General features: G+C 70.0%; 19 protein-coding genes and 2 pseudogenes. 14 read left to right on the top strand and 7 right to left on the bottom strand.

The features are described 5' to 3' along the window. From pstB to ABWI04_RS27695, 3 genes and pseudogenes are all read left to right on the top strand, one after another. Positions 1-95 (top strand): annotated as a pseudogene (pstB, locus tag ABWI04_RS27705) (phosphate ABC transporter ATP-binding protein); the annotation flags it as partial. Positions 96-238: 143 nt separating this feature from the next. Next, positions 239-2,038, top strand: coding sequence for a sensor histidine kinase (locus ABWI04_RS27700; protein ID WP_353834284.1), 1,800 nt, complete (start codon positions 239-241; stop codon positions 2,036-2,038). Continuing rightward, a complete protein-coding gene (locus ABWI04_RS27695; protein ID WP_345181745.1) occupies positions 2,035-2,703 on the top strand; it encodes a response regulator in 669 nt (222 codons plus the stop codon). Before ABWI04_RS27700 ends, ABWI04_RS27695 begins: the two co-directional genes overlap by 4 nt. 246 nt (positions 2,704-2,949) lie before the next feature. Here the strand turns inward: ABWI04_RS27695 and ABWI04_RS27690 are convergent, their stop codons facing one another. Beyond that, entirely contained in the window at positions 2,950-3,711 is a 762-nt protein-coding gene (locus ABWI04_RS27690; protein ID WP_353834283.1) for a phosphatase PAP2 family protein, read from the bottom strand. 111 nt (positions 3,712-3,822) lie between these two features. Continuing rightward, positions 3,823-4,554: a DedA family protein gene (locus ABWI04_RS27685; protein WP_353834282.1), complete on the bottom strand. Its 732-nt coding sequence runs from the start codon at positions 4,552-4,554 to the stop codon at positions 3,823-3,825. A gap of 137 nt (positions 4,555-4,691) precedes the next feature. Between ABWI04_RS27685 and ABWI04_RS27680 the strand changes: the two genes are divergently transcribed. From ABWI04_RS27680 to ABWI04_RS27670, 3 genes are all read left to right on the top strand, one after another. Then, entirely contained in the window at positions 4,692-5,348 is a 657-nt protein-coding gene (locus tag ABWI04_RS27680) for an HAD family hydrolase (RefSeq protein ID WP_353834281.1), read from the top strand. Between the two features lie 71 nt (positions 5,349-5,419). Then, positions 5,420-5,896, top strand: coding sequence for a helix-turn-helix transcriptional regulator (locus ABWI04_RS27675; RefSeq protein WP_345181754.1), 477 nt, complete (start codon positions 5,420-5,422; stop codon positions 5,894-5,896). A gap of 80 nt (positions 5,897-5,976) precedes the next feature. Beyond that, entirely contained in the window at positions 5,977-8,367 is a 2,391-nt protein-coding gene (locus tag ABWI04_RS27670; RefSeq protein WP_353834280.1) for an ATP-binding cassette domain-containing protein, read from the top strand. 354 nt (positions 8,368-8,721) lie between these two features. On the opposite strand, the gene ABWI04_RS27665 is transcribed toward ABWI04_RS27670, so the two are convergent. Then, a complete protein-coding gene (locus tag ABWI04_RS27665; protein ID WP_353834279.1) occupies positions 8,722-9,759 on the bottom strand; it encodes a tyrosine-type recombinase/integrase in 1,038 nt (345 codons plus the stop codon). Between the two features lie 80 nt (positions 9,760-9,839). Between ABWI04_RS27665 and ABWI04_RS27660 the strand changes: the two genes are divergently transcribed. Both ABWI04_RS27660 and ABWI04_RS27655 read left to right on the top strand, forming a co-directional pair. Next, positions 9,840-10,313, top strand: coding sequence for a hypothetical protein (locus tag ABWI04_RS27660; RefSeq protein ID WP_353834278.1), 474 nt, complete (start codon positions 9,840-9,842; stop codon positions 10,311-10,313). 37 nt (positions 10,314-10,350) lie between these two features. Further along, a complete protein-coding gene (locus ABWI04_RS27655; RefSeq protein ID WP_353834277.1) occupies positions 10,351-11,055 on the top strand; it encodes a DUF72 domain-containing protein in 705 nt (234 codons plus the stop codon). On the opposite strand, the gene ABWI04_RS27650 is transcribed toward ABWI04_RS27655, so the two are convergent. Together ABWI04_RS27650 and ABWI04_RS27645 are read right to left on the bottom strand one after the other, a co-directional pair. Continuing rightward, on the bottom strand, positions 11,045-12,148 hold the full coding sequence (locus tag ABWI04_RS27650) for a serine hydrolase domain-containing protein (RefSeq protein ID WP_353834276.1): 1,104 nt from the start codon (positions 12,146-12,148) through the stop codon (positions 11,045-11,047). The genes ABWI04_RS27655 and ABWI04_RS27650 overlap by 11 nt on opposite strands. After that, entirely contained in the window at positions 12,133-12,654 is a 522-nt protein-coding gene (locus tag ABWI04_RS27645) for a pyridoxamine 5'-phosphate oxidase family protein (protein ID WP_353834275.1), read from the bottom strand. The genes ABWI04_RS27650 and ABWI04_RS27645 overlap by 16 nt, the downstream gene beginning before the upstream one ends. 362 nt (positions 12,655-13,016) lie before the next feature. On the opposite strand from ABWI04_RS27645, the gene ABWI04_RS27640 reads away from it, so the two are divergent. The 6 genes from ABWI04_RS27640 (at position 13,017) to ABWI04_RS27615 (ending at position 17,610) form a co-directional block, all read left to right on the top strand. Continuing rightward, positions 13,017-13,595, top strand: a complete 579-nt coding sequence (locus ABWI04_RS27640; protein ID WP_353834274.1) for a GNAT family N-acetyltransferase — start codon at positions 13,017-13,019, stop codon at positions 13,593-13,595. A gap of 592 nt (positions 13,596-14,187) precedes the next feature. Then, the gene (locus ABWI04_RS27635) at positions 14,188-14,514 is read left to right on the top strand and encodes a hypothetical protein (protein ID WP_345181775.1); all 327 of its coding nucleotides are present in this window, start codon (positions 14,188-14,190) and stop codon (positions 14,512-14,514) included. Between the two features lie 410 nt (positions 14,515-14,924). Then, positions 14,925-15,602 carry a hypothetical protein gene (locus ABWI04_RS27630; protein WP_353834273.1) on the top strand — a complete coding sequence of 226 codons (678 nt, stop codon included), beginning with the start codon at positions 14,925-14,927 and terminating at the stop codon, positions 15,600-15,602. Between the two features lie 286 nt (positions 15,603-15,888). Continuing rightward, positions 15,889-16,311 (top strand): nuclear transport factor 2 family protein, encoded by a 423-nt coding sequence (locus ABWI04_RS27625; RefSeq protein WP_353834272.1) that lies wholly within the window; start codon positions 15,889-15,891, stop codon positions 16,309-16,311. Between the two features lie 50 nt (positions 16,312-16,361). Continuing rightward, positions 16,362-16,886, top strand: a complete 525-nt coding sequence (locus ABWI04_RS27620; protein WP_353834271.1) for a GNAT family N-acetyltransferase — start codon at positions 16,362-16,364, stop codon at positions 16,884-16,886. Between the two features lie 502 nt (positions 16,887-17,388). Then, the gene (locus tag ABWI04_RS27615; RefSeq protein ID WP_353834270.1) at positions 17,389-17,610 is read left to right on the top strand and encodes a DUF397 domain-containing protein; all 222 of its coding nucleotides are present in this window, start codon (positions 17,389-17,391) and stop codon (positions 17,608-17,610) included. Positions 17,611-17,998: 388 nt separating this feature from the next. On the opposite strand, the pseudogene ABWI04_RS27610 reads toward ABWI04_RS27615, so the two are convergent. Further along, positions 17,999-18,379: pseudogene (locus ABWI04_RS27610) on the bottom strand (DUF7919 family protein); the annotation flags it as partial. A 103-nt stretch (positions 18,380-18,482) separates the two neighbouring features. Continuing rightward, the gene (locus ABWI04_RS27605; protein ID WP_353834268.1) at positions 18,483-18,710 is read right to left on the bottom strand and encodes a hypothetical protein; all 228 of its coding nucleotides are present in this window, start codon (positions 18,708-18,710) and stop codon (positions 18,483-18,485) included. Between the last annotated feature and the right edge of the window lie 161 nt (positions 18,711-18,871).

Below are 18,871 nucleotides of genomic sequence, written 5' to 3'. Positions count from 1 at the left end.
GCGGGGCCAACCTGTGGAACGAGGTCAAGGACCGGCTCGCCAAGCCCGGCGCCGGCCTGTCGGGCGGGCAGCAGCAGCGGCTGTGCATCGCGCGGTGGTCGCTGTCACGCGCCAACCGTAGTTCAGCCCCGCCCCGCGCCGCGCACCGATCGAAGATCATCGCGGGGCGGGAGCCGCCGTCCGCGCCCCTGACTTTCGTCAGTAACGGCCCAGTTCACCGGCCAGTAGCGTGAACCCCGTGAACGACTCCGCGGCCCCCGGTCTCCCGACGCCCGCGCCGCCCCCGCCGTCCCGCCTGCGGGCGCTGCTCCGCCGGCCCTCCCGCGCCGCGCTGGTCAAGGACGTCCTGCTGTACGGGGTACTGGCGTTCCCCGTCCTGACCGGCATGGTCTCCCCGCCGCAGCCCGGCCGGGCGTCGTGGTGGCTGCAGGCGGCCGGGCTCGGCGTCCTCGCCGCCGCGATCGCCGCGGGACGCGCCTGGCCCGCCCCGGCGCTGCTCACCGTCATCGCGCTGACCCTCGTCCACGGCAACTTCGTGTTCGCGATGCCCTTCCTGTCCTACCTGGCGGGCCTGCGCAGCGCCCGCGCGCAGCCGCTGCTGTGGGGCTTCACCGGGGTGTTCGTCGGCGGGGCGCTGCTGTCGGCGGTCCGCGGCACGCAGGTCAACGCCTGGTTCCCCGCCACCGTCTGGCTCGTCCTGTTCGGCGTCCTGCCGTGGCTGGTGGGCCGCTACTGGCGCCAGTACCAGGAGCTGCTGCGCGCCGGATGGGAACGCGCCGAACGCCTGGAGCACCAGCAGCGCATCGTCGCCGAACGCGAACGGCTCCGCGAGCGCGCCCGCATCGCCCAGGACATGCACGACTCCCTCGGCCACGAACTGGCCCTGATCGCCGTGCGCGCCGGCGCGCTGGAGGTCGCGCCGGGACTGCAGGACCGGCACCGCGCCGCCGCCGCCGAACTGCGCACCGGCGCCGCCGACGCCACCGACCACCTCCGCGAGATCATCGGCCTGCTGCGCGACGACGCCGCCGAGGACCCGGCCGCCGGGGAGCCTCCCGCAGCGGTGGGCTCCCCGGCGACGCCGCTGCGGCCCGCCCGCGAGAGCATCCCCGACCTGGTCGACCGCGCCCGCGCCTCCGGCGTCCCCGTCCGCCTCACCGGCGACCCCCACGCCGACGACGGCCACTCCGGGCTCGGGCCGATGGCCGCGCTCACCGCCCACCGCGTCGTGCAGGAGGCCATCACCAACGCCGCCAAGCACGCCCCGGGCGCCGCCGTCACCGTCGCCCTCGCCCGCAACGGCAACGGCGGGACCACCGTCACGGTCGCCAGCGACCCGCCGCCGGACGGACCGCCGGACGGGCCTCCGCTGCTGCCCTCCGGCGGCCGCGGCCTGGCCGGCCTCACCGACCGCGTCCGCCTGCTGGGCGGGACCCTGCACGCCGCGCCCACCCCGGCCGGCGGCTTCCGCGTCACCGCCGACATCCCCGCCGCCCCGGACCCGGCCGCCGACCCGGCCGCCGACCGGGCTCCTGCCAGGCCGACCGCGCGGGACGCGCTGCGCACCGCCCTCGGGCTGGCCCCCGGAGCGGCCGCGCCCGCGGGGGAGTGGCACTCCGAATCGGCCCGGCACCTGGCCCGCGGGCGCCGCCGGGTCCGCCGCGGCCTGATCACCGCGATCGCCGCCCCCACCGCCCTCATGGCCGTCCTCGGCGCGGTCATGGCCGGCTACTACGTCTTCGCCACCCTCAACTCCGTCCTGGAACCCGCCGACTACGGGGCACTGGCCGTCGGCGACCCGCAGAACCGCGCCGAGCGGGTCCTGCCGCCCATGCAGACCCTCGACACCGGCACCGTCCGCGCCGCCGTCCCCGAACCTCCCGGCGCCGACTGCCGCTACTACCGGCCCGACGCCAACGTCCTCGGCGTCGGGCGCGTCTACCGGCTGTGCTTCGCCGGCGGCCGCCTCATCGCCAAGGACACCTACGACACCCGCCAGCTGAGCGCCCAGCGCGCCCACGACCAGGAGGAACAGTGATCCGGGCCCTGCTCGCCGACGACGAGGCGATGATCCGCGCGGGCGTGCGCGCCATCCTGACCGCCGACCCCGGCATCGAGGTCGTCGCCGAGGCCGGCGACGGGCGCGAAGCCGTCGACCTGGTCCTGCGGCACCGCCCCGCGGTCGCGCTCCTGGACATCCGCATGCCGCGCCTGGACGGCCTGGCCGCCGCCGCCGAACTGCGCCGCCTGGCCCCCGCCACCGGTGTCGTCATGCTCACCACCTTCGGCGAGGACGAGTACATCGCCCGCGCCCTGGCCGGCGGCGCCAGCGGCTTCCTGCTCAAGTCCGGCGACCCCCGCGAGCTCATCGCCGGGGTCCGCGCCGTCGCCGGCGGCGCCGCCTACCTGTCCCCGAAGGTCGCCCACCGCGTCATCACCCAGATCGGCGGCGGGCGCCTGGACGGCCGCGCCCGCGCCCGCCGCCGCATCACCGGGCTCACCCCCCGCGAGCGCCAGGTGCTGGCGCTGCTCGGCGCGGGCCTGTCCAACGCCGAGATCGCCGGGCGCCTCCACATCGTCGAGGGAACCGTGAAGGCCTACGTCAGCGCGATCCTGACCCGCCTGGACGTCCGCAACCGCGTGCAGGCCGCCGTGCTGGCCTACCAGGCCGGCCTCGTCGACGGCACCGACGACCCCGCCTGACCCCGGCGCGGTGCGCGTGCGCCCCGGACCCCAAGCGTGTTCCTCCCGTCCGGCCGTCCCGGGCGACGCCGGGCAGCGGGGGAGGACCCGCACACCGGCCGGACACCACCCCTCCGGCCTGGATTTTCGGCAGGAACCGGCCCACCGCGCACGGCCCTCCTCCGGCACCGCACGCGAACGGGCCGCCCCGGGCGGCGCCGAAGCGCCGTCCGGGACGGCCCGTGAGATCCTGCCCGGCCGGTCCGGTCAGCGGAGGGGGCCCCGACGCGGCGGCACGCCCCCCATCACGTCCGGCATCGTCACCGACGCGTCGTCCATCGGGACCGCCGCACCGACCATCGGCGCCGCCGCGGCGGCCGGCCGCGGCGTCCCCAGCGGTATCTCCAGCCCCGGGCCCGGGGCCGCCGCCGGGCCCGCCCCGAGCAGCACCGCCCCGGCCGCCACGCCCCGCAGCGCCTCCACCAGCGGCCGCGCCGCCAGCACCAGCACCAGCGCCGCCGCCGGCGCCACCACCACGCCCACCAGGAACCCTGCCGCCACATCATGCGGGTAGTGCACGCCCACGAACACTCGCGAGAACGCCATCAGCGCCGCCAGCGGCAGCACCAGCGGCGCCAGCGCCCGCCACGCCACCACGATCGCCGCCGCCGACGCCGCCGCGATCGTCGCGTGGTTGCTCGGGAACGACCAGTCGCCCGGCGCCGGGCACGCCGCGATGTGCACCGCGCCCGCCACCGCGCGGCACGGCCGCTCCTCCTGGATGAAGCTCTTGGACACCTCGCTCACCAGGTACGCCGACACCATCGCGAACGGCGCCACCAGCGCCAGCCCCATCGCCCGCGCGTCCAGGCCCCGGGCCCGCCACCAGCCCACCACGAACAGCACCGCGAACAGCAGCAGCCCCCCGTCGGTGCCCACGTCCGCCGCCTCGTGCACCCACGAGGGCGTGCCCTGCGCGAACTCGGTGATCTCCCGGTACAGATCGGCGCTGAAATCCGGCGCTCCCATGCTCTCCCTCACACTCGCAGCGGCCCCGTGCCCGTCATCCGTCAGACACCGCAAAGCCCGCTGATGTTCACCTACCGGCCACAGGAGGACAACCCTTTCACCTTAGGGGGATCACTCGCCGGGCAATGGCCCCACTCGTGCGGCCGTCCTCCGCCCGCCCGGCCCCTCCGGCGACCGCTCCACCCCTGCGTCCACCCCTGCGTCCACCCCTGCGCCCGCCGCCGCGTCCGCCACCGCGGTGTCCGCCGCCCCGCGGCGGCGCCGCGCGAACCGCACGACCTCCACCGTCGCCGTCACCCCCAGGGCCAACCCCAGCCCGACGGCCACACCCTTCAGCGGCTCGTCCTCGAACGCCACCCCGCCCACATACCCGAGCAGTGCCCCGTACAGGGCCCACGACACCGCCGCCACCGCCGCGAACAGCGAAAACGACCGCAGCCGGTACCCGACCGCCCCCATCGTCACCGTCACCGCCGTCCGCCCGCCCGGCACGTACCGCGCCACCACCAGGATCAACCCGCCCCGCTCGGCCATCGTCCGCCGCGCCCACCCCAGCGCCGCATGCCGCCGCGTCCCGGGCCGCGCCCCCCGCACCAGCCGCCCGCTCGCCCGGCGCCCCACCAGGTACGACACATGATCGCCCACAAACGCGCCCGCCGCCGCCAACGCCACGACCGGCGCCAGCTCCGGCTGTCCGCCCGCCGCGTACACCCCCGCGGTGATCACCATGCTCTCGCTCGGCACCACCGGGAAGAAACCGTCGATCGCCGCCACCGCGAACAGCACGAGGTAGAACCACGGCGACGTCACCGCCGTGTCCACCATGCCCATGATTCCGTCCATGGCCACGACGCTAGGAAAGCCCCACCCCCCGGCGGATCCCGCGAAAGACGCCGCGCACCCCCCACCTTCGTCAGGGGGACCCCGTCCCGCGAAATCGATTCGCGTCCCGGCCCCGGCTCCACCACACTTCACACACTGTGGGACACCTGCACATCTTCGACATGGACGGCACCCTGCTGACCGGCACCACCGCCAACCTCGAGATCGCCCGCCACCTCGGCACCCTCCCCGAACTCCACGACCTCGAGGCCCGCTTCGCCGCCGGCACCCTCGACACCCGCGGCTTCTCCACCCGCATCCACCGCCTGTGGCGCCACCTCACCCCCGCGGTCGTCGCCACCGCCTACCGCGCCGCCACCTGGCTCACCGGCATCACCGACGTCTGCGCCGACATCCGCGCCCGCGGCGAACACTCCGCCGTCATCACCATGTCGCCCGACTTCTTCGCCCGCCACCTCCTCGACCACGGCTTCGACGACGTCGTCGCCTCCCGCTTCCCGCCGATGCCCTTCACCGGCACCCTCGACCCCGCCGGAATCCTCACCCCCGCCGACAAGGTCCGCATCGCCGACGACCTCCTCGCCCGGCACCGCCTCACCACCGACCAGTGCACCGCCTACGGCGACTCCATGTCCGACGCCCCCCTGTTCCGCCACCTCACCCGCACCGTCGCCGTCAACGCCGACCACCACCTCGCCGGCATCGCCGCGCTCGACTACCGCGGCACCGACCTCCGCGACGCCTACGCCCTCGCCCGCACCCTCCACCCCGCCTCACCCCCGCAAGGCCGCTGACCTGGGGGAGCACGCCGAACAAACCCGCCCCGACACGCCCCGCACCCCGCCCCGCATGGCACGATCGCCACGTGACCAGCACACCCGCCGACCCCAACCACCTGCGCGACCTCGCACTGCTGCGCCGCGTCCGCGACCGCATCGACCGCGAATACGCCCAGCCCCTGGACGTCGAAGCGCTGGCACGCGGCGCCAACATCTCCGCCGGCCACCTCAGCCGCCGGTTCCGCCAGGCCTACGGAGAATCGCCCTACTCCTACCTGATGACCCGCCGCATCGAACGCGCGATGGCCCTCCTGCGCCGCGGCGACCTCAGCGTCACCGACGTGTGCTTCGCCGTCGGCTGCTCCTCCCTCGGCACCTTCAGCACCCGCTTCACCGAACTGGTCGGCATGCCCCCCAGCGCCTACCGCCGCCAAGCGGCCGACACCACAGCCGAACTCACCTCCTCCGGCACCGCCGCCGGCGTACCGTCCTGCCTGGAAAAACAGGTCACCAGACCGATCAGGAATCGAGAAGCCCCCACCGGACCCCCACCCCTAACCTGACACCCACCCGCACCCCACCCGCCCCACCGATCGGGTAGACAGGTGCCACCGCCACGCCCCACACAGGGAGACACGACACGATGAGCAGCGCCACGAGCACGGACGCGCACCCGCCCGCGCCCCACGCCGCCGACACCCACGACCTGATCCGCGTGCACGGCGCACGCGTGAACAACCTCAAGGACGTCGACGTCACGCTCCCCAAGCGCCGCCTCACCGTGTTCACCGGCGTCTCCGGCTCCGGCAAGAGCTCCCTGGTCTTCGGCACCATCGCCGCCGAATCCCAGCGCATGATCAACGAGACCTACAGCGCCTTCGTCCAGGGCTTCATGCCCACCCTCGCCCGCCCCGACGTCGACGTCCTCGAAGGCCTCACCACCGCCATCATCGTCGACCAGCAGCGCATGGGCGGCGACGCCCGCTCCACCGTCGGCACCGCCACCGACGCCAACGCCATGCTGCGCATCCTGTTCAGCCGCCTCGGCGAACCCCGCATCGGCTCACCCCAGGCCTTCTCCTTCAACGTCGCCTCCATCAGCGGATCCGGCGCCGTCGCCTTCGAACGCTCGGGCAAGACCGTCAGAGAACACCGCAGCTTCAGCGTCACCGGCGGCATGTGCCCCCGCTGCGAAGGCACCGGCACCGCCAACGACTTCGACCTCACCGCCCTCTACGACGACACCCTCTCCCTCAACCAGGGCGCCCTCACCGTCCCCGGCCACAGCATGGACGGCTGGTACGGCCGCATCTTCCGCGGCTGCGGCTACTTCGACCCCGACAAGCCCATCCGCGACTACACCCCCACCGAACTCCACGACCTCCTCCACAAGGAACCCACCAAGATCAAGGTCGAGGGCGTCAACGTCACCTACGAAGGCCTCATCCCCAAAATCCAGAAATCCGTCCTCAGCAAAGACCGCGCCTCGATGCAGCCCCACATCCGCGCCTTCGTCGAACGCGCCGTCACCACCACCCCCTGCCCCGACTGCGGCGGCACCCGCCTCAGCGACACCGCCCGCTCATCGAAGATCAACGGCATCAGCATCGCCGACGCCTGCGCCATGCAGATCAGCGACCTGGCCGACTGGGTCCGCGCCCTCGACCAACCCTCCGTCGCCCCCCTCCTCAAAGCCCTCGGCGACACCCTCGACTCCTTCGTCGAGATCGGCCTCGGCTACCTCTCCCTCGACCGCCCCTCCGGCACCCTGTCCGGCGGCGAGGCACAACGCACCAAGATGATCCGCCACCTCGGCTCATCCCTCACCGACGTCACCTACGTCTTCGACGAACCCACCATGGGCCTGCACCCCCACGACGTCCAGCGCATGAACGACCTCCTCCTGCGCCTGCGCGACAAGGGCAACACCGTCCTGGTCGTCGAACACGAACCCGAGACCATCGCGATCGCCGACCACATCGTCGACCTCGGCCCCGCCGCCGGCACCGCCGGCGGCACCATCTGCTTCCAGGGCACCCTCGACGAACTGCGCACCAGCGGCACCCTCACCGGCCGCCACTACGACGACCGCACCCCCCTCAAGACCGACCTGCGAACCCCCACCGGCACCCTGCAGATCCGCGGCGCCAACGCCCACAACCTCCACGACGTCGACGTCGACATCCCCCTCGGAGTCCTCGTCGCCGTCACCGGCGTCGCCGGCTCCGGCAAGAGCTCCCTCATCCACGGCTCCATCCCCAAGGGCGCCGGCGTCGTCTCCATCGACCAGACCCCCATCCGCGGCTCACGACGCAGCAACCCCGCCACCTACACCGGACTCCTCGACCCCATCCGCAAGGCCTTCGCCAAGGCCAACGGCGTCAAACCCGGACTGTTCAGCGCCAACTCCGAAGGCGCATGCCCCAACTGCAACGGCGCGGGCGTCATCTACACCGACCTCGCCATGATGGCCGGCGTCGCCATCCCCTGCGAGGAATGCGAAGGCAAACGCTTCCAAGCCCACGTCCTCGACTACACCCTCGGCGGCAAGGACATCAGCGACGTCCTCACCATGCCCGTCGACGAGGCCGAGAAATTCTTCGCCACCGGCGACGCCCGCATCCCCGCCGCCCACCGCATCCTGCGCCGCCTCGCCGACGTCGGCCTCGGCTACCTCACCCTCGGCCAGCCCCTCACCACCCTGTCCGGCGGCGAACGCCAACGCCTCAAACTCGCCACCCACATGGCCGAAGACGGCGGCGTCTACGTCCTCGACGAACCCACCGCCGGCCTCCACCTCGCCGACGTCGAACACCTCCTCGGCCTCCTCGACCGCCTCGTCGACGCCGGCAAGTCCGTCATCGTCATCGAGCACCACCAGGCCGTCATGGCCCACGCCGACTGGATCATCGACCTCGGCCCCGGCGCCGGCCACGACGGAGGCCGCGTCGTCTTCGAGGGCACCCCGGCCGACCTCGCCGCCGCCCGCTCCACCCTCACCGGCGAACACCTCGCCGCCTATATCGGCACCTGAACCCACGCCCACCGCGACCACGCAGTGGTCGTAGGTCGACCAGCCTCAGAACGAGAAGTCGCGGTAGACGATCGCGACTTCTCGTTCTGACATCTCCAGGGCTCCCGCGCCTCGGTCACGGATATGGGCAACGCCTTCAGGTGCGCCGGCCGGTGGTCGCCGGCGAGCGAGCCACCACACCGCCCGTTCCGCCCTCCGCGGTCAAGCTCTGAACGACCTCACCCCCTCGGCGCGCAAGCCTGATCGCCAGGGGACGAGCTACCCCGCTTCGCGGCCACCGCCGAACCGACCGGACAGGCGCAGATCAGCCCCGGCCCGCAACCACGGCCCAGCGCACCAGGCCGCCGACCCCCCTCAACCACCCCGCCGGCCCTCCACCGGACCCAACAGCGGATGCACCCGCATCGCCGCCTCCAACTCACCCGGAAGCTCATCGCGATACCGGCCCAACGTCGACAGATCCGCATGCCCCAGCACCCGCCGCACCGCATCCATGTCCGTCGCCGCCGCCAGCAGATGCGTCGCCGTCGTATGCCGAAGCCCATGCGGCGTCACACTCCGCCGCCGCCCCGCATCCACCCGCTCCAGCACCCGGTCGATCACCCCCTGCACATCACCCCGCGCCAACCGCCGCCCCCGCCACGACAACAACAGCGCCTTCGCCTCCCGCCCCCGATCCAGCAACCCCCGCCCCTCCGCCAGATACGCATCCAGAACCTCCGCCACCGGACGGGGGAGCGGCACATCCCGCGTCCGCCCGCCCTTACCGAAGATCCGCCAGTACCGCGTCCCCCCGTTGACGAAGAAATCCTCCACATTCGCCGCCGTCAGCTCCGACACCCGCGGCCCCACCGCCGCCAGCAGCAACACGATCAACCCGTCCCGCAACTCCGTGCGCTGATCCGCACGCCGCCGCACCCCCGCACCCCCGTCCGGCGCATCCACCAGACCACGCGCCGCCCCCAGCAACCCCTCCGCCTGCTCCACCGTCAACGCACGCCGCTCCGCCCGCAGCCCACCCCGCTGCTTCGGCCGCACCGTCACCGCCTGCATCGGATTCAACTGCACCCACCCCGCCACCACCGCATGCCGGAAGAACGCCGACACCGAACGCCGGAACCGCGCCTGCGACGCCGCACTCTGCAACGGCCCACCCCCCGCCCCCACAGGCCGCGCCCCCCGCCGACGCCGCTCATCGGGCTTACGCGCGAACCTGAGCAGAACCTCATCGACGTCCTCACCCGTCAGATCGTCCAGCACCCGGTCCTCACCCGCCAGCGCCCCGAACGTCACCACGTCCCGCACATAAACCTCCGCCGACGCCGGCGCCAGCGCACCCGTCGACGCCTTCGCACGCACCATCTCCGCATAGCGATCCACACACTCGGCCACGGACACACGCTGAACATCGGCAGGACGCACCCGCCGGACGCTACCCCCCGCCACCGACAGAACCCCGTAAGATCCACAACATGGGGGAGCGGGCACTGTTCGACCAGATCGGCGAGATCATCCGCGGCTCCACACCACCCCGCCTCGGCCACCCCCACATCCAGACACGCCACAACGGCGTCAAAGCCTGGTTCGGCGACCCCGCCCCCCAGCGCGAGCACTACGAAGCCCAGATCATCCCCGCCGAACTCGCCCCCGGCGCCCGCCACCACGCCATCGAGATCGGCTTCCACGCCGAACACCCCGCCGAACCCGACAACGAGGCCGCCCTCACCCGCCTGCTCACCACCGAACCCGCATGGCGCACCGACCTCGGCGACGAACCCCGCACCGGCACCTTCCTCGGCCGCACCACCTGGCGCCGCATCTCCGAAACCTGGCCCGACACCGACCTCACCGACACCGACCTCACCGGCCCCGACATCCCCTTCGAGATCGGCGTCCGCCTCGTCGACTACATCCGAGCCCTGGAACCGCACCGCAAACGGGTATGACCACCCGCACGCGTCCACCGGACAGGGGAGGGGACCCGTGCTCATCGGCACATCGGGATGGCAGTACGCCGACTGGCGCGACGTCCTCTACCCACCCGGCCTCGCCCAACGACGCTGGCTGCCCCACTACGCCGACACCTTCACCACCGTCGAGAACAACAACGCCTTCTACCGCCTCCCCACCCGCGAGACCTTCGAACTCTGGCGCGACAACACCCCGCCCGGCTTCGTCATGGCGGTCAAGGCCAGCCGTTACCTCACCCACATGAAACGCCTCAAAGACCCGGCCGAGCCCGTCGCGCGCCTCATGAACGCCGCCAACGGCCTGGGGGACAGGCTCGGCCCCGTCCTGCTCCAACTCCCGCCCACCCTGCAAGCCGACACCGACCGCCTCACCGAATGCCTGCGCCAGTTCCCGCCCGGCACCCGCATCGCCGTCGAACCCCGCCACCCCTCCTGGTGGACAGACCAGACACGCCACGTCCTGGAAAACCACGGCGCGGCCCTGTGCTGGGCCGACCGACTCGGCGAACCGCAGACACCCCTATGGCGCACGACCGACTGGCTCTACCTGCGCTTCCACGAGGGACCCGCCGACCCCTGGCCCGAATACGACGACGAGACCCTCCAACGCTGGGCCGACGAACTCGCCGGGACACAGGACGCCTACGTCTACTTCAACAACGACCCCGGCGGCGCCGCCGTCCGCAACGCCCTGCGCTTCACCGACCTCACGAGCTGATCCCCGCCGCAACCAGATCCGCCAGCCGCTGCGCGGCCCCGAAATGCGGCGTCAGCCGAGTCTTGGTCATGGCGAACGAAGTACCGGTGGCGACGTCCGCATAGACATAACTACCGCCACCCCCCACCCAGCCGAACGTCGTAGGCGTCTCATCCGGCTCAGTACCGATCCGACCGAGCGGATAACCCAAGCCCAGCCGCACAGGATTGCCGAAGACCCGGTCAGTGCCCTCGAACGCCACCGCCGTCAACTCCTCAAGCCGACGCGAATCGATGAGCCGACCGTCCAGGACCGCCGCGTTCATCGCCGCGATTCCCCGCGCCGTGAACGTCCCGACCGACGGAACGTCCGCCTCCAGCAACTCACGGCCATTACCCATGGCCGCGGTCGGCCGCAGCTCCCAAGACGCAAGAACGGAATCGCCATTAGGCGAGCCACCCGCATCCGGCGCGGCATCCTCAAGCCGCGCCAACCGGGCCAACTCGGTCCGCGGCACACCGAAGTACAAGTCACCGTCGATGCCCAACGGCGCGGCCACCCACTCGCGCAAGAGCCGCCGCATCGACTTGCCCGTGACCCGCCGCGCGACCTCGCCCACGAGGAACCCGTAGGTGAACGAGTGGTACCCCGTCTCCGTCCCAGGCCGCCACCGCGGCTCCGCCTCGGCGATCGCGGCGCACACCCGCGACCAATCCGTCAGACCGGCAGGGCCGATTCCAGCAGGCATCGCCGGGACGCCGACCGAATGCGTAAGCACATGACGAAGAGTCGCAGCCGCCTTCCCGTGAGCACCGAACTCCGGCCACACCTCGACCACCGGAGTGTCATATCCGATGGCACCGCTCCCGACGAGCAGATGAGCGATGAGCGACGTCATGACCTTGCCGCAAGAGAAACTGAAAAAGAGAGTCTCCGGGGACACCCTGCGCCCGGTCTCACCGTCGGCGACCCCGGCGACAGCATCGACGACAAGAGCACCGCGATGGTGAACCGCAACCTGCAAACCCGTCTCGGCTCCGTCCTCGACGAGTTCGTCAAGGACGCCTTGCGCCTTCTGCTGCAGCGACGGCGCCCTCGTCACCGGCTCGCCCACGTGTAGCGAGTCTGACTGGCCGTCGGCAGCTTCCCGAAAGCGAATCCGACAGTCGGCGCCACCCGATACAACCTGACATCGCCGGCGACGACCGCCTCACCCAGCCCATGCCAGGTGCCCTCAGGGCTGGTCAGATGCGCGCCATACTTCCGCTCGAAGTCCGCGACGGCCTGCTCCCGCTCCGAGCGCTCCTCCACCACGGACGCAAGCCCCTCAATGACGACGTCCACACCGGTCAACGCACTCGTGCCGGTCGTCAGCACACAGTGACGATTCTCCTCAAGATTCCGCGCCTTGCGCTCCTCCCCGCCCGTGGTGAAGCACATACCACCCAGACTCCAGAACGCCAGCAACGGCGTCACATGAGGTCGACCGTCAGGCCTCACCGTGGAAAGCCAGAACACCTCCGCCTCACCGATGACCGCCAACGCCGACGCCCACGGCGTTGCCTGCGCGCCCGGAGACGAGAACGGCCCGAGCTCAACGTCCGGTTCACTGGCGAACATGTCACATCCTTCGATCGACGGGGACACGGCAGTCGGCCAGCCATGCCTTCCGGCACGTACTACGTGTCGTCCTGAGGATGACCTGAACTCGCCAAGAAACTCATCGGTCCGCCCCGACCACGCAGGTCGGCAGCCACACAGGCCTCGGTGCGCCATCGCCGGAAGCGCGGGAAGCTCGTCCCGGCCAGAAAGCCGAAGCACGCACAGCCAGCCTGATCACGGACCTCACTGGGGGAGTGGGGGCGAACCCGAAGCGACTTCCACCCTGGTCAGCGCCCTGCTCTGGATCACAGAGTGATCCACCGGACACAGCCGGGGGGAAAACGATCGCCTCACCGATGTCGGCGTGAAACGGTTGCCCCATGCCTCAACCGACCTTGCGCACCGAGCGTCTGCTGCTGGTGCCGCTGGCCGATCGGCATCTCGACCTGGAGGTCCACCTGGACTCCGACCTCGAGGTGCTGCGTTATCTCGACGCGAGGACGCCGACCAGGGACGAGGTGGCCGCGACTCATCAGCGGCGGATGGCCCTGGCAAGCAAGGTAGACGGGCTGGGCTTCTGGATGGCCCACCTCTCCGATGGAGGGGACGAAGGTGAGTTCGTCGGCCTCATGATGCTGCCGCCTGCGCATGGTCCCGATCAGCCCGACGACCCCACCGTCTGCGATCTGGGGTACCGGCTCGTCCGCCGGTACTGGCGGCAGGGCCTGGCCAGTGAAGCGTCCCGCGCCCTTCTGCGGCACGCCTTCGACACCGTCGGGCAGAGCCGTGTGATCGCGCAGACCATGGCCGCCAACGCAGGATCCATAGGAGTGATGCGGGCCATCGGCATGCGGTACGTGCGCACGTACCACCCGCAGTTCGACGATCCGCTGCCGGACGCGCACCTCGGCGAAGTCGAGTACGAGATGACTCGCGCCATGTGGGAGGAGACGCGCTGAGGCGGCACACGGCCTCTCTCCTCCATGGCGAGCGGCATACCCGGGCCCCCGCAGAAGAACGAAGCGCGGAGACGTCCAGACCATCAGCCTGCCAGGTCGGGCGCCATGTCCTTGAGGTCCATAGGCCCAGCATCGAGGCGACAAGCAGCCTGGGCATCGTTGCCCCGCAGACCTGGCAGCTCACCCTCGAACGCCTCACCGTCAGGGTCAGTGTGCCGAGGGCCGGGGGAGCGGCCTCGCTGGAGGCGGACGCGAACGGCGAGTACGTCCGGTCGCTCAGCTCGACGGGATACCCGTGCTCGTATTCTTCCAGGGCCTCCAGCGATGAGGAGTTCACCGTGACGAACGACCGTGACCACGGGGGAGAGGATCACGGCGGCCTGGACGTGGGCCCTGATCGGTTTCGGCGTGCGTTCACGATCCACTACGACCCCGACACCCCACCCGAACCTCGCGGCTGAAGATCGTTCCCGCCTACTCGACATCATCCACGACACCGTGGCGCTGCTCATCGGAGCGGCCACGGTCGCCGTGGAACGAGGCTGCTGTGACACCCGACCAGCGATGGCACACACCGGAGGACTCTTCCCCCATGGATCCCCTCACGTTCGATTACGAGAAGCTGCATGTGCGTGTGGACCGGGGGGTGTTCGAACTGTTCCAGCCGAACGACCTGACGACCACGCTCCGGATCCCGCTGCACTGGCTCGGGGTCCTGGTGCACTACAGGAAGCCGGGCAGACCCGGCGAACTGATCTTCGGCGCCGTGAATGATCCGCGCACCGCCCTCTACGGCACCGACCTGGCCTCCTTCGGGTACCGCTCCACCATGGCGGTCCGGGTGCCCTCCAGTGACGAGCCGTTGTTCCGCGCCTACTTCACCGAAGTGGCCGCGCACGCCGGTCGGCCGGTGATCTGACATGGAACCACTCGTCTCACCAGGCTTGCCCAACTGTCCGACCGCCCGATCGTGACGTAGCTCCGAGGCCGGCCATCCGACGGCCCTTCCCTCCAGCGGGGGAGATGTTGACCTCCACCGATCCGCTGTTTGGCTTCGAGGGCTTGGACGCTTTTGTGGACGCGCGCGTGCCCCAGGGCGCGCGGAACGGCACAAGGCCGGCCTGCCCCTCATCGGGCCGGCTTTCTTCTTCGGCAGCTGGCTGCTGCTTGTGGCCGAGGGCGGTAACAGGCCCCGCTTCCGCTTTCGCGGCGACTTTTCCTAAGCTAATTCGACCAGGTCGGCCGCGTGACTACAGCGACATCGAGTCCCCTGAGGTCACGTTTGAGAGAAGACCATCCAGCCCGAGTGGCACAAAACGCCCTGGATTGATGGAATACGGCGTACAGGATGCCGTTTCAGGAGGAGTGTCGCTGGTGGCGCGCAAAGCAGTGAAGGCAGGAATCTCTCTCGGGGTGGTGGGGATCGTCGTGGCGGGTGGCGTGTACCTCGCCATGCCTGATGACAAGCCGTTCACGGTTTACCAGTACCGCCAGATGTGCTCCAAGCCACGCGGCTTCAAGCAGGCCGCACCACGGGCGGCCGGCGGACCACGGCCGATTTTGGTGTACGGCCAATGGCCCGTTCCCGACTCCAACCCGACCAAGATGGACGCCGCCGCGCTGAAGATCTGGGCACCGACCGACCCGTCGACAGTACAACTCGTCGCGTGCGTCGATCTGGTCGGGCAGGGCGACTTCGTCCAGCGCTGCGACTACCAGCCCGATAACTCGGGAATGCTCGGGCAGCCGCAAGCGAATAACAGGCCGTTCTCCTACAACCTGTTCAAGGGCAGATACGCCGTGACGATTTATGAGGCGCTCACCGGCAAACTACTAGCGAAAACGGAAGTGACCGGGGCCGACTTCCGTCCAGACGTCCCAGATGGGAGCGCCGCCGAACCATGTTCCCCGCACGCCATCGCCGACTCGACCGGAGAATACAAGAAGGTAGGCGAACCGACAATTGCCGACCTGCGCACAGTGATGGACCCGTACGTTCTCAAGTAAGCGACTGATGCCGAAATATGTCCCGTTACAGAACGCCATCTCGGCCGGACTGAGCCAGGGTCATGTAGTCAGCAGAGGTGGAAGTTGAGCAATGGTAGAAACCAGACAGAATCCACCTTCTGTCTGGTTTAACCTGAAATCACACGAGAGGCCCCGCGCGGAGGAGGGCCGGCGCCACCTTGATCCTTTACCTGGGAGGTCGGTCGACGCGGCGCGGAAGGCGCTGGCAGGGTTGCTCACCGAGCCGACTGCACATCGACGGAGGTCGCCCATGTCCGGAACCGCCATGTCAACGAGCACGCGCGCTGTCGTGGAGGAGTTGCTGCGCCGGATCGGCGAAGGCGACCCTGAGCGGATCGCCGCCATCTACGCCGAGCACTGCGACTGGAAGCTGGACTGGCCCGAAGCGGAGCACGGCCGCGCCGCCACGCCCTGGATCCGGCACCGGTCCGGGCGCGCGGACGCCGCCGAGCACTACCGGCAGATCGCCGAGCACCACGTGCCCGAGAAGGTTGACACGCAGGTGGAGCGCATCCTGGTGGACGGCGATGACGCGGTGGTGCTGGGCGAGATCCGACAGACGTCCCGATCCACCGGGCGCGCCTATCGGGCCCGGTTCGCCTTGCACCTCACGGTCGAGGACGGCCTGATCGTCCGGCACCACGTCTACGAGGACAGTCTTGCCGTCGCCCAGGCCTTCGTGCCCTGACCGGAACCAACCCGGTTCCGCCGACGACGGGGTTGGGCCAGACTGGTCCGATGGATGATCTCGCCCGGCCGCCCCGACTGGTGCCGCCCACGACGGCGGTGCGCGAGTCGTTCCTGGCCGGGGAGAGGGACGACCATCTGGCGAGCGGCGACCCGGCGGACTGGCTGGACGAGGCCCACCGGGACTTCGAGGCGTTCGTGGCGAGCCGGCGCGGCGTGCAGGAGCGTTGGGGCGTCCCGTGCACGACGTTCTGGTACGTCTCGGGCGAGCACTTCATCGGGACCCTGATCCTGCGGCATCGCCTGACGCCGGAGCTCGCCGAAGTCGGCGGGCATATCGGGTATCACGTCGTGTTGCCGTGGCGCAGGCAGGGCCACGCCACGCGGATGCTCGCGGCGGGATTGGCGGAATCCCGCCGGCTCGGTCTGGATCGGGTCCTGCTGACGTGCGCCGCCGACAACGAGCCTTCCCGGCGGGTCATCCTCGCCAACGGTGGCGTGCACGACGGGCGCGCCCGCGGCGAGGATCGCTTCTGGATCGACCTCACCGCCGTTCATGCGACGCACTCCGCATGAACGGCTCTGGGTGCTGTTGCTCGCTAATGATCACGACCAGCCTGTCCTGCGAATTCCCCTGATCGTGGCGAGATTGGGTGATCGTCCTCGCCGCGACTGTCGGCGAGGCGCCGCAGCATGCAGCTGGACCGCCACGACCACCGCGTCCGAACTAGCGGCTCTGCATGCTGTTCTAGCGCGCTGCCGTCGATTTGTGCGTCCAACTTTTAACGAGACTCCATTCCCTGACCCGCCCCCTAGCTCCGGGATCGAATCGGACCTCTAAGCGAGGCTCCCGGGACCGACTGCGGTCCTCTTTCGTCGAGGCCCTGAAGGTAGCGGAGGGGTAGTCCGTAACGGCGAACCGCTTGGGGGTACGGGAACATCTACGTCCACATTCGCCGCAGTGGAAACGGTCACGCCGATGCCTGACCTTTGCGTCGTCGCTAACCGTGACCAGGCGCGACCCTGGACGGCTTTCACGGCCACGACGAAACGACAGTAAACCCCGCACCAGCACGTCATGGGCGATACAATAGACGCAACCCAATCGGGCTACTCTAGGAGCGAAATGAGCAATCAAGAGTGGTACAAGTCATCGTACAGCGGCGGTAACGGGGGCAACTGCCTCGAGCGTCGACGCTGGATCGGTCCCGTACAGGTCCGCGACTCCAAGGACCGGGCTCGCGGAATCCTGCAGTTCTCTCACCAGGCATGGGCGCCGTTCGTGAAGAGCGTCGTCTGAGCCACGGGTAAGTCATCTGGCCCCTAGGCGATGCAGTTTATCGCCTAGGGGCGCACCTTCTGTGCGTGGTTCCATCCCAAGGACTTCCACCCACCCGAACAAATACGGGCCGCACTCCAGCGATTGCGGAACGCAACGCCTGCGCGTCCAACACCTTGGACATCCACCAGGGCCTGCTCGTCCATCAGCGGCGACACAGCCTGTCGGGAAGGCAGGACCCCGACCGCACCCTCGGGCTGACCGGCTGCACGGCGTCGGCGCGGGTGTCCCAATCCCGACTCGTCCGAGCGCGAGCGACACCACGGAAGATTGCCCCGCTCTCGGCGGGTCTGCCGGTTGGTCGATAATGAACATTATGTTAAGTAGACCGTCTCGCGACGACCGTGGCCTACGCCAGGAGGCGTTCCGCGTCGTCGGGGACCCAGGGGAAGGGGACGTCAGGCCAGTGGGCGGCGGACCACTCATCGAGGTCTACGGCGAGAACGGCGTCGATGAAGGCCTCGGGCGGCTGATAGCCGTGCTCGGTGATGTAGTGGGTGATCAGCGACGGAGCTGCGTACGCGAGCCCGGGCGCACCTGGGATCCGGACTTCCCCGTTTCCTTCCGGGCCCTCTCCCGGAGGACAGAGATCGCACTCATGCACCCCGAGACAGACGTTCATCCGTTGCAGCTTCTGGATGGCCTTCAGCTTCTCTGGGAACAGCTCGGGGACGGGACCTGTCGAGTACGGCCTGCCGACCTCCAGCCACCCAACGTTCAGGCGTACGTACGTCGGCCGGTACCAGAGGCCCTAGAAACCGGACTCCCCATCCGTGAACGAGTCCTCGGCCAGGTAGTCGTACACGGTGAGATCTTCGAAGAACACCCCTGCATCATCGCCGCACGGCGTCCTCGAAGGCGATGCGGTTCGCCGAACCCTCAGACAGGTCCTGGGAATACAGGCCGACGGACGACTGGATGCTCTCCGTCGGAGGCCGTGAGCTGTCGGGTGTTCGAACGGCGGCTTGAGACGGCCGATCGCTGGGCGCGATGATGCCGCCACGCCAGTCGTCGACGCCGGCGATCGCTCTGATGTCCGCTTCGGTCATGTCCAACGCCATGGCAATCGTCCTTGACGAGAGCGGGATGCAGGTTGAGCCGTCCGCTGCGAAGCATGGGGATGGTGGATCTACCGCGCAGTCGCTTTCCACCCGCCATTCGGGTGTGCGAGCGGGCGCAAGGTTACGCCCACGGCATATCAGAGGCCGGTCGCGTCTCGAGC

The organism is Actinomadura sp. NPDC000929, from assembly GCF_040492065.1.
GTDB classification, from domain to species: Bacteria; Actinomycetota; Actinomycetes; order Streptosporangiales; family Streptosporangiaceae; genus Spirillospora; species Spirillospora verrucosospora.
This window is presented reverse-complemented; position numbering and strand designations above follow the sequence as displayed.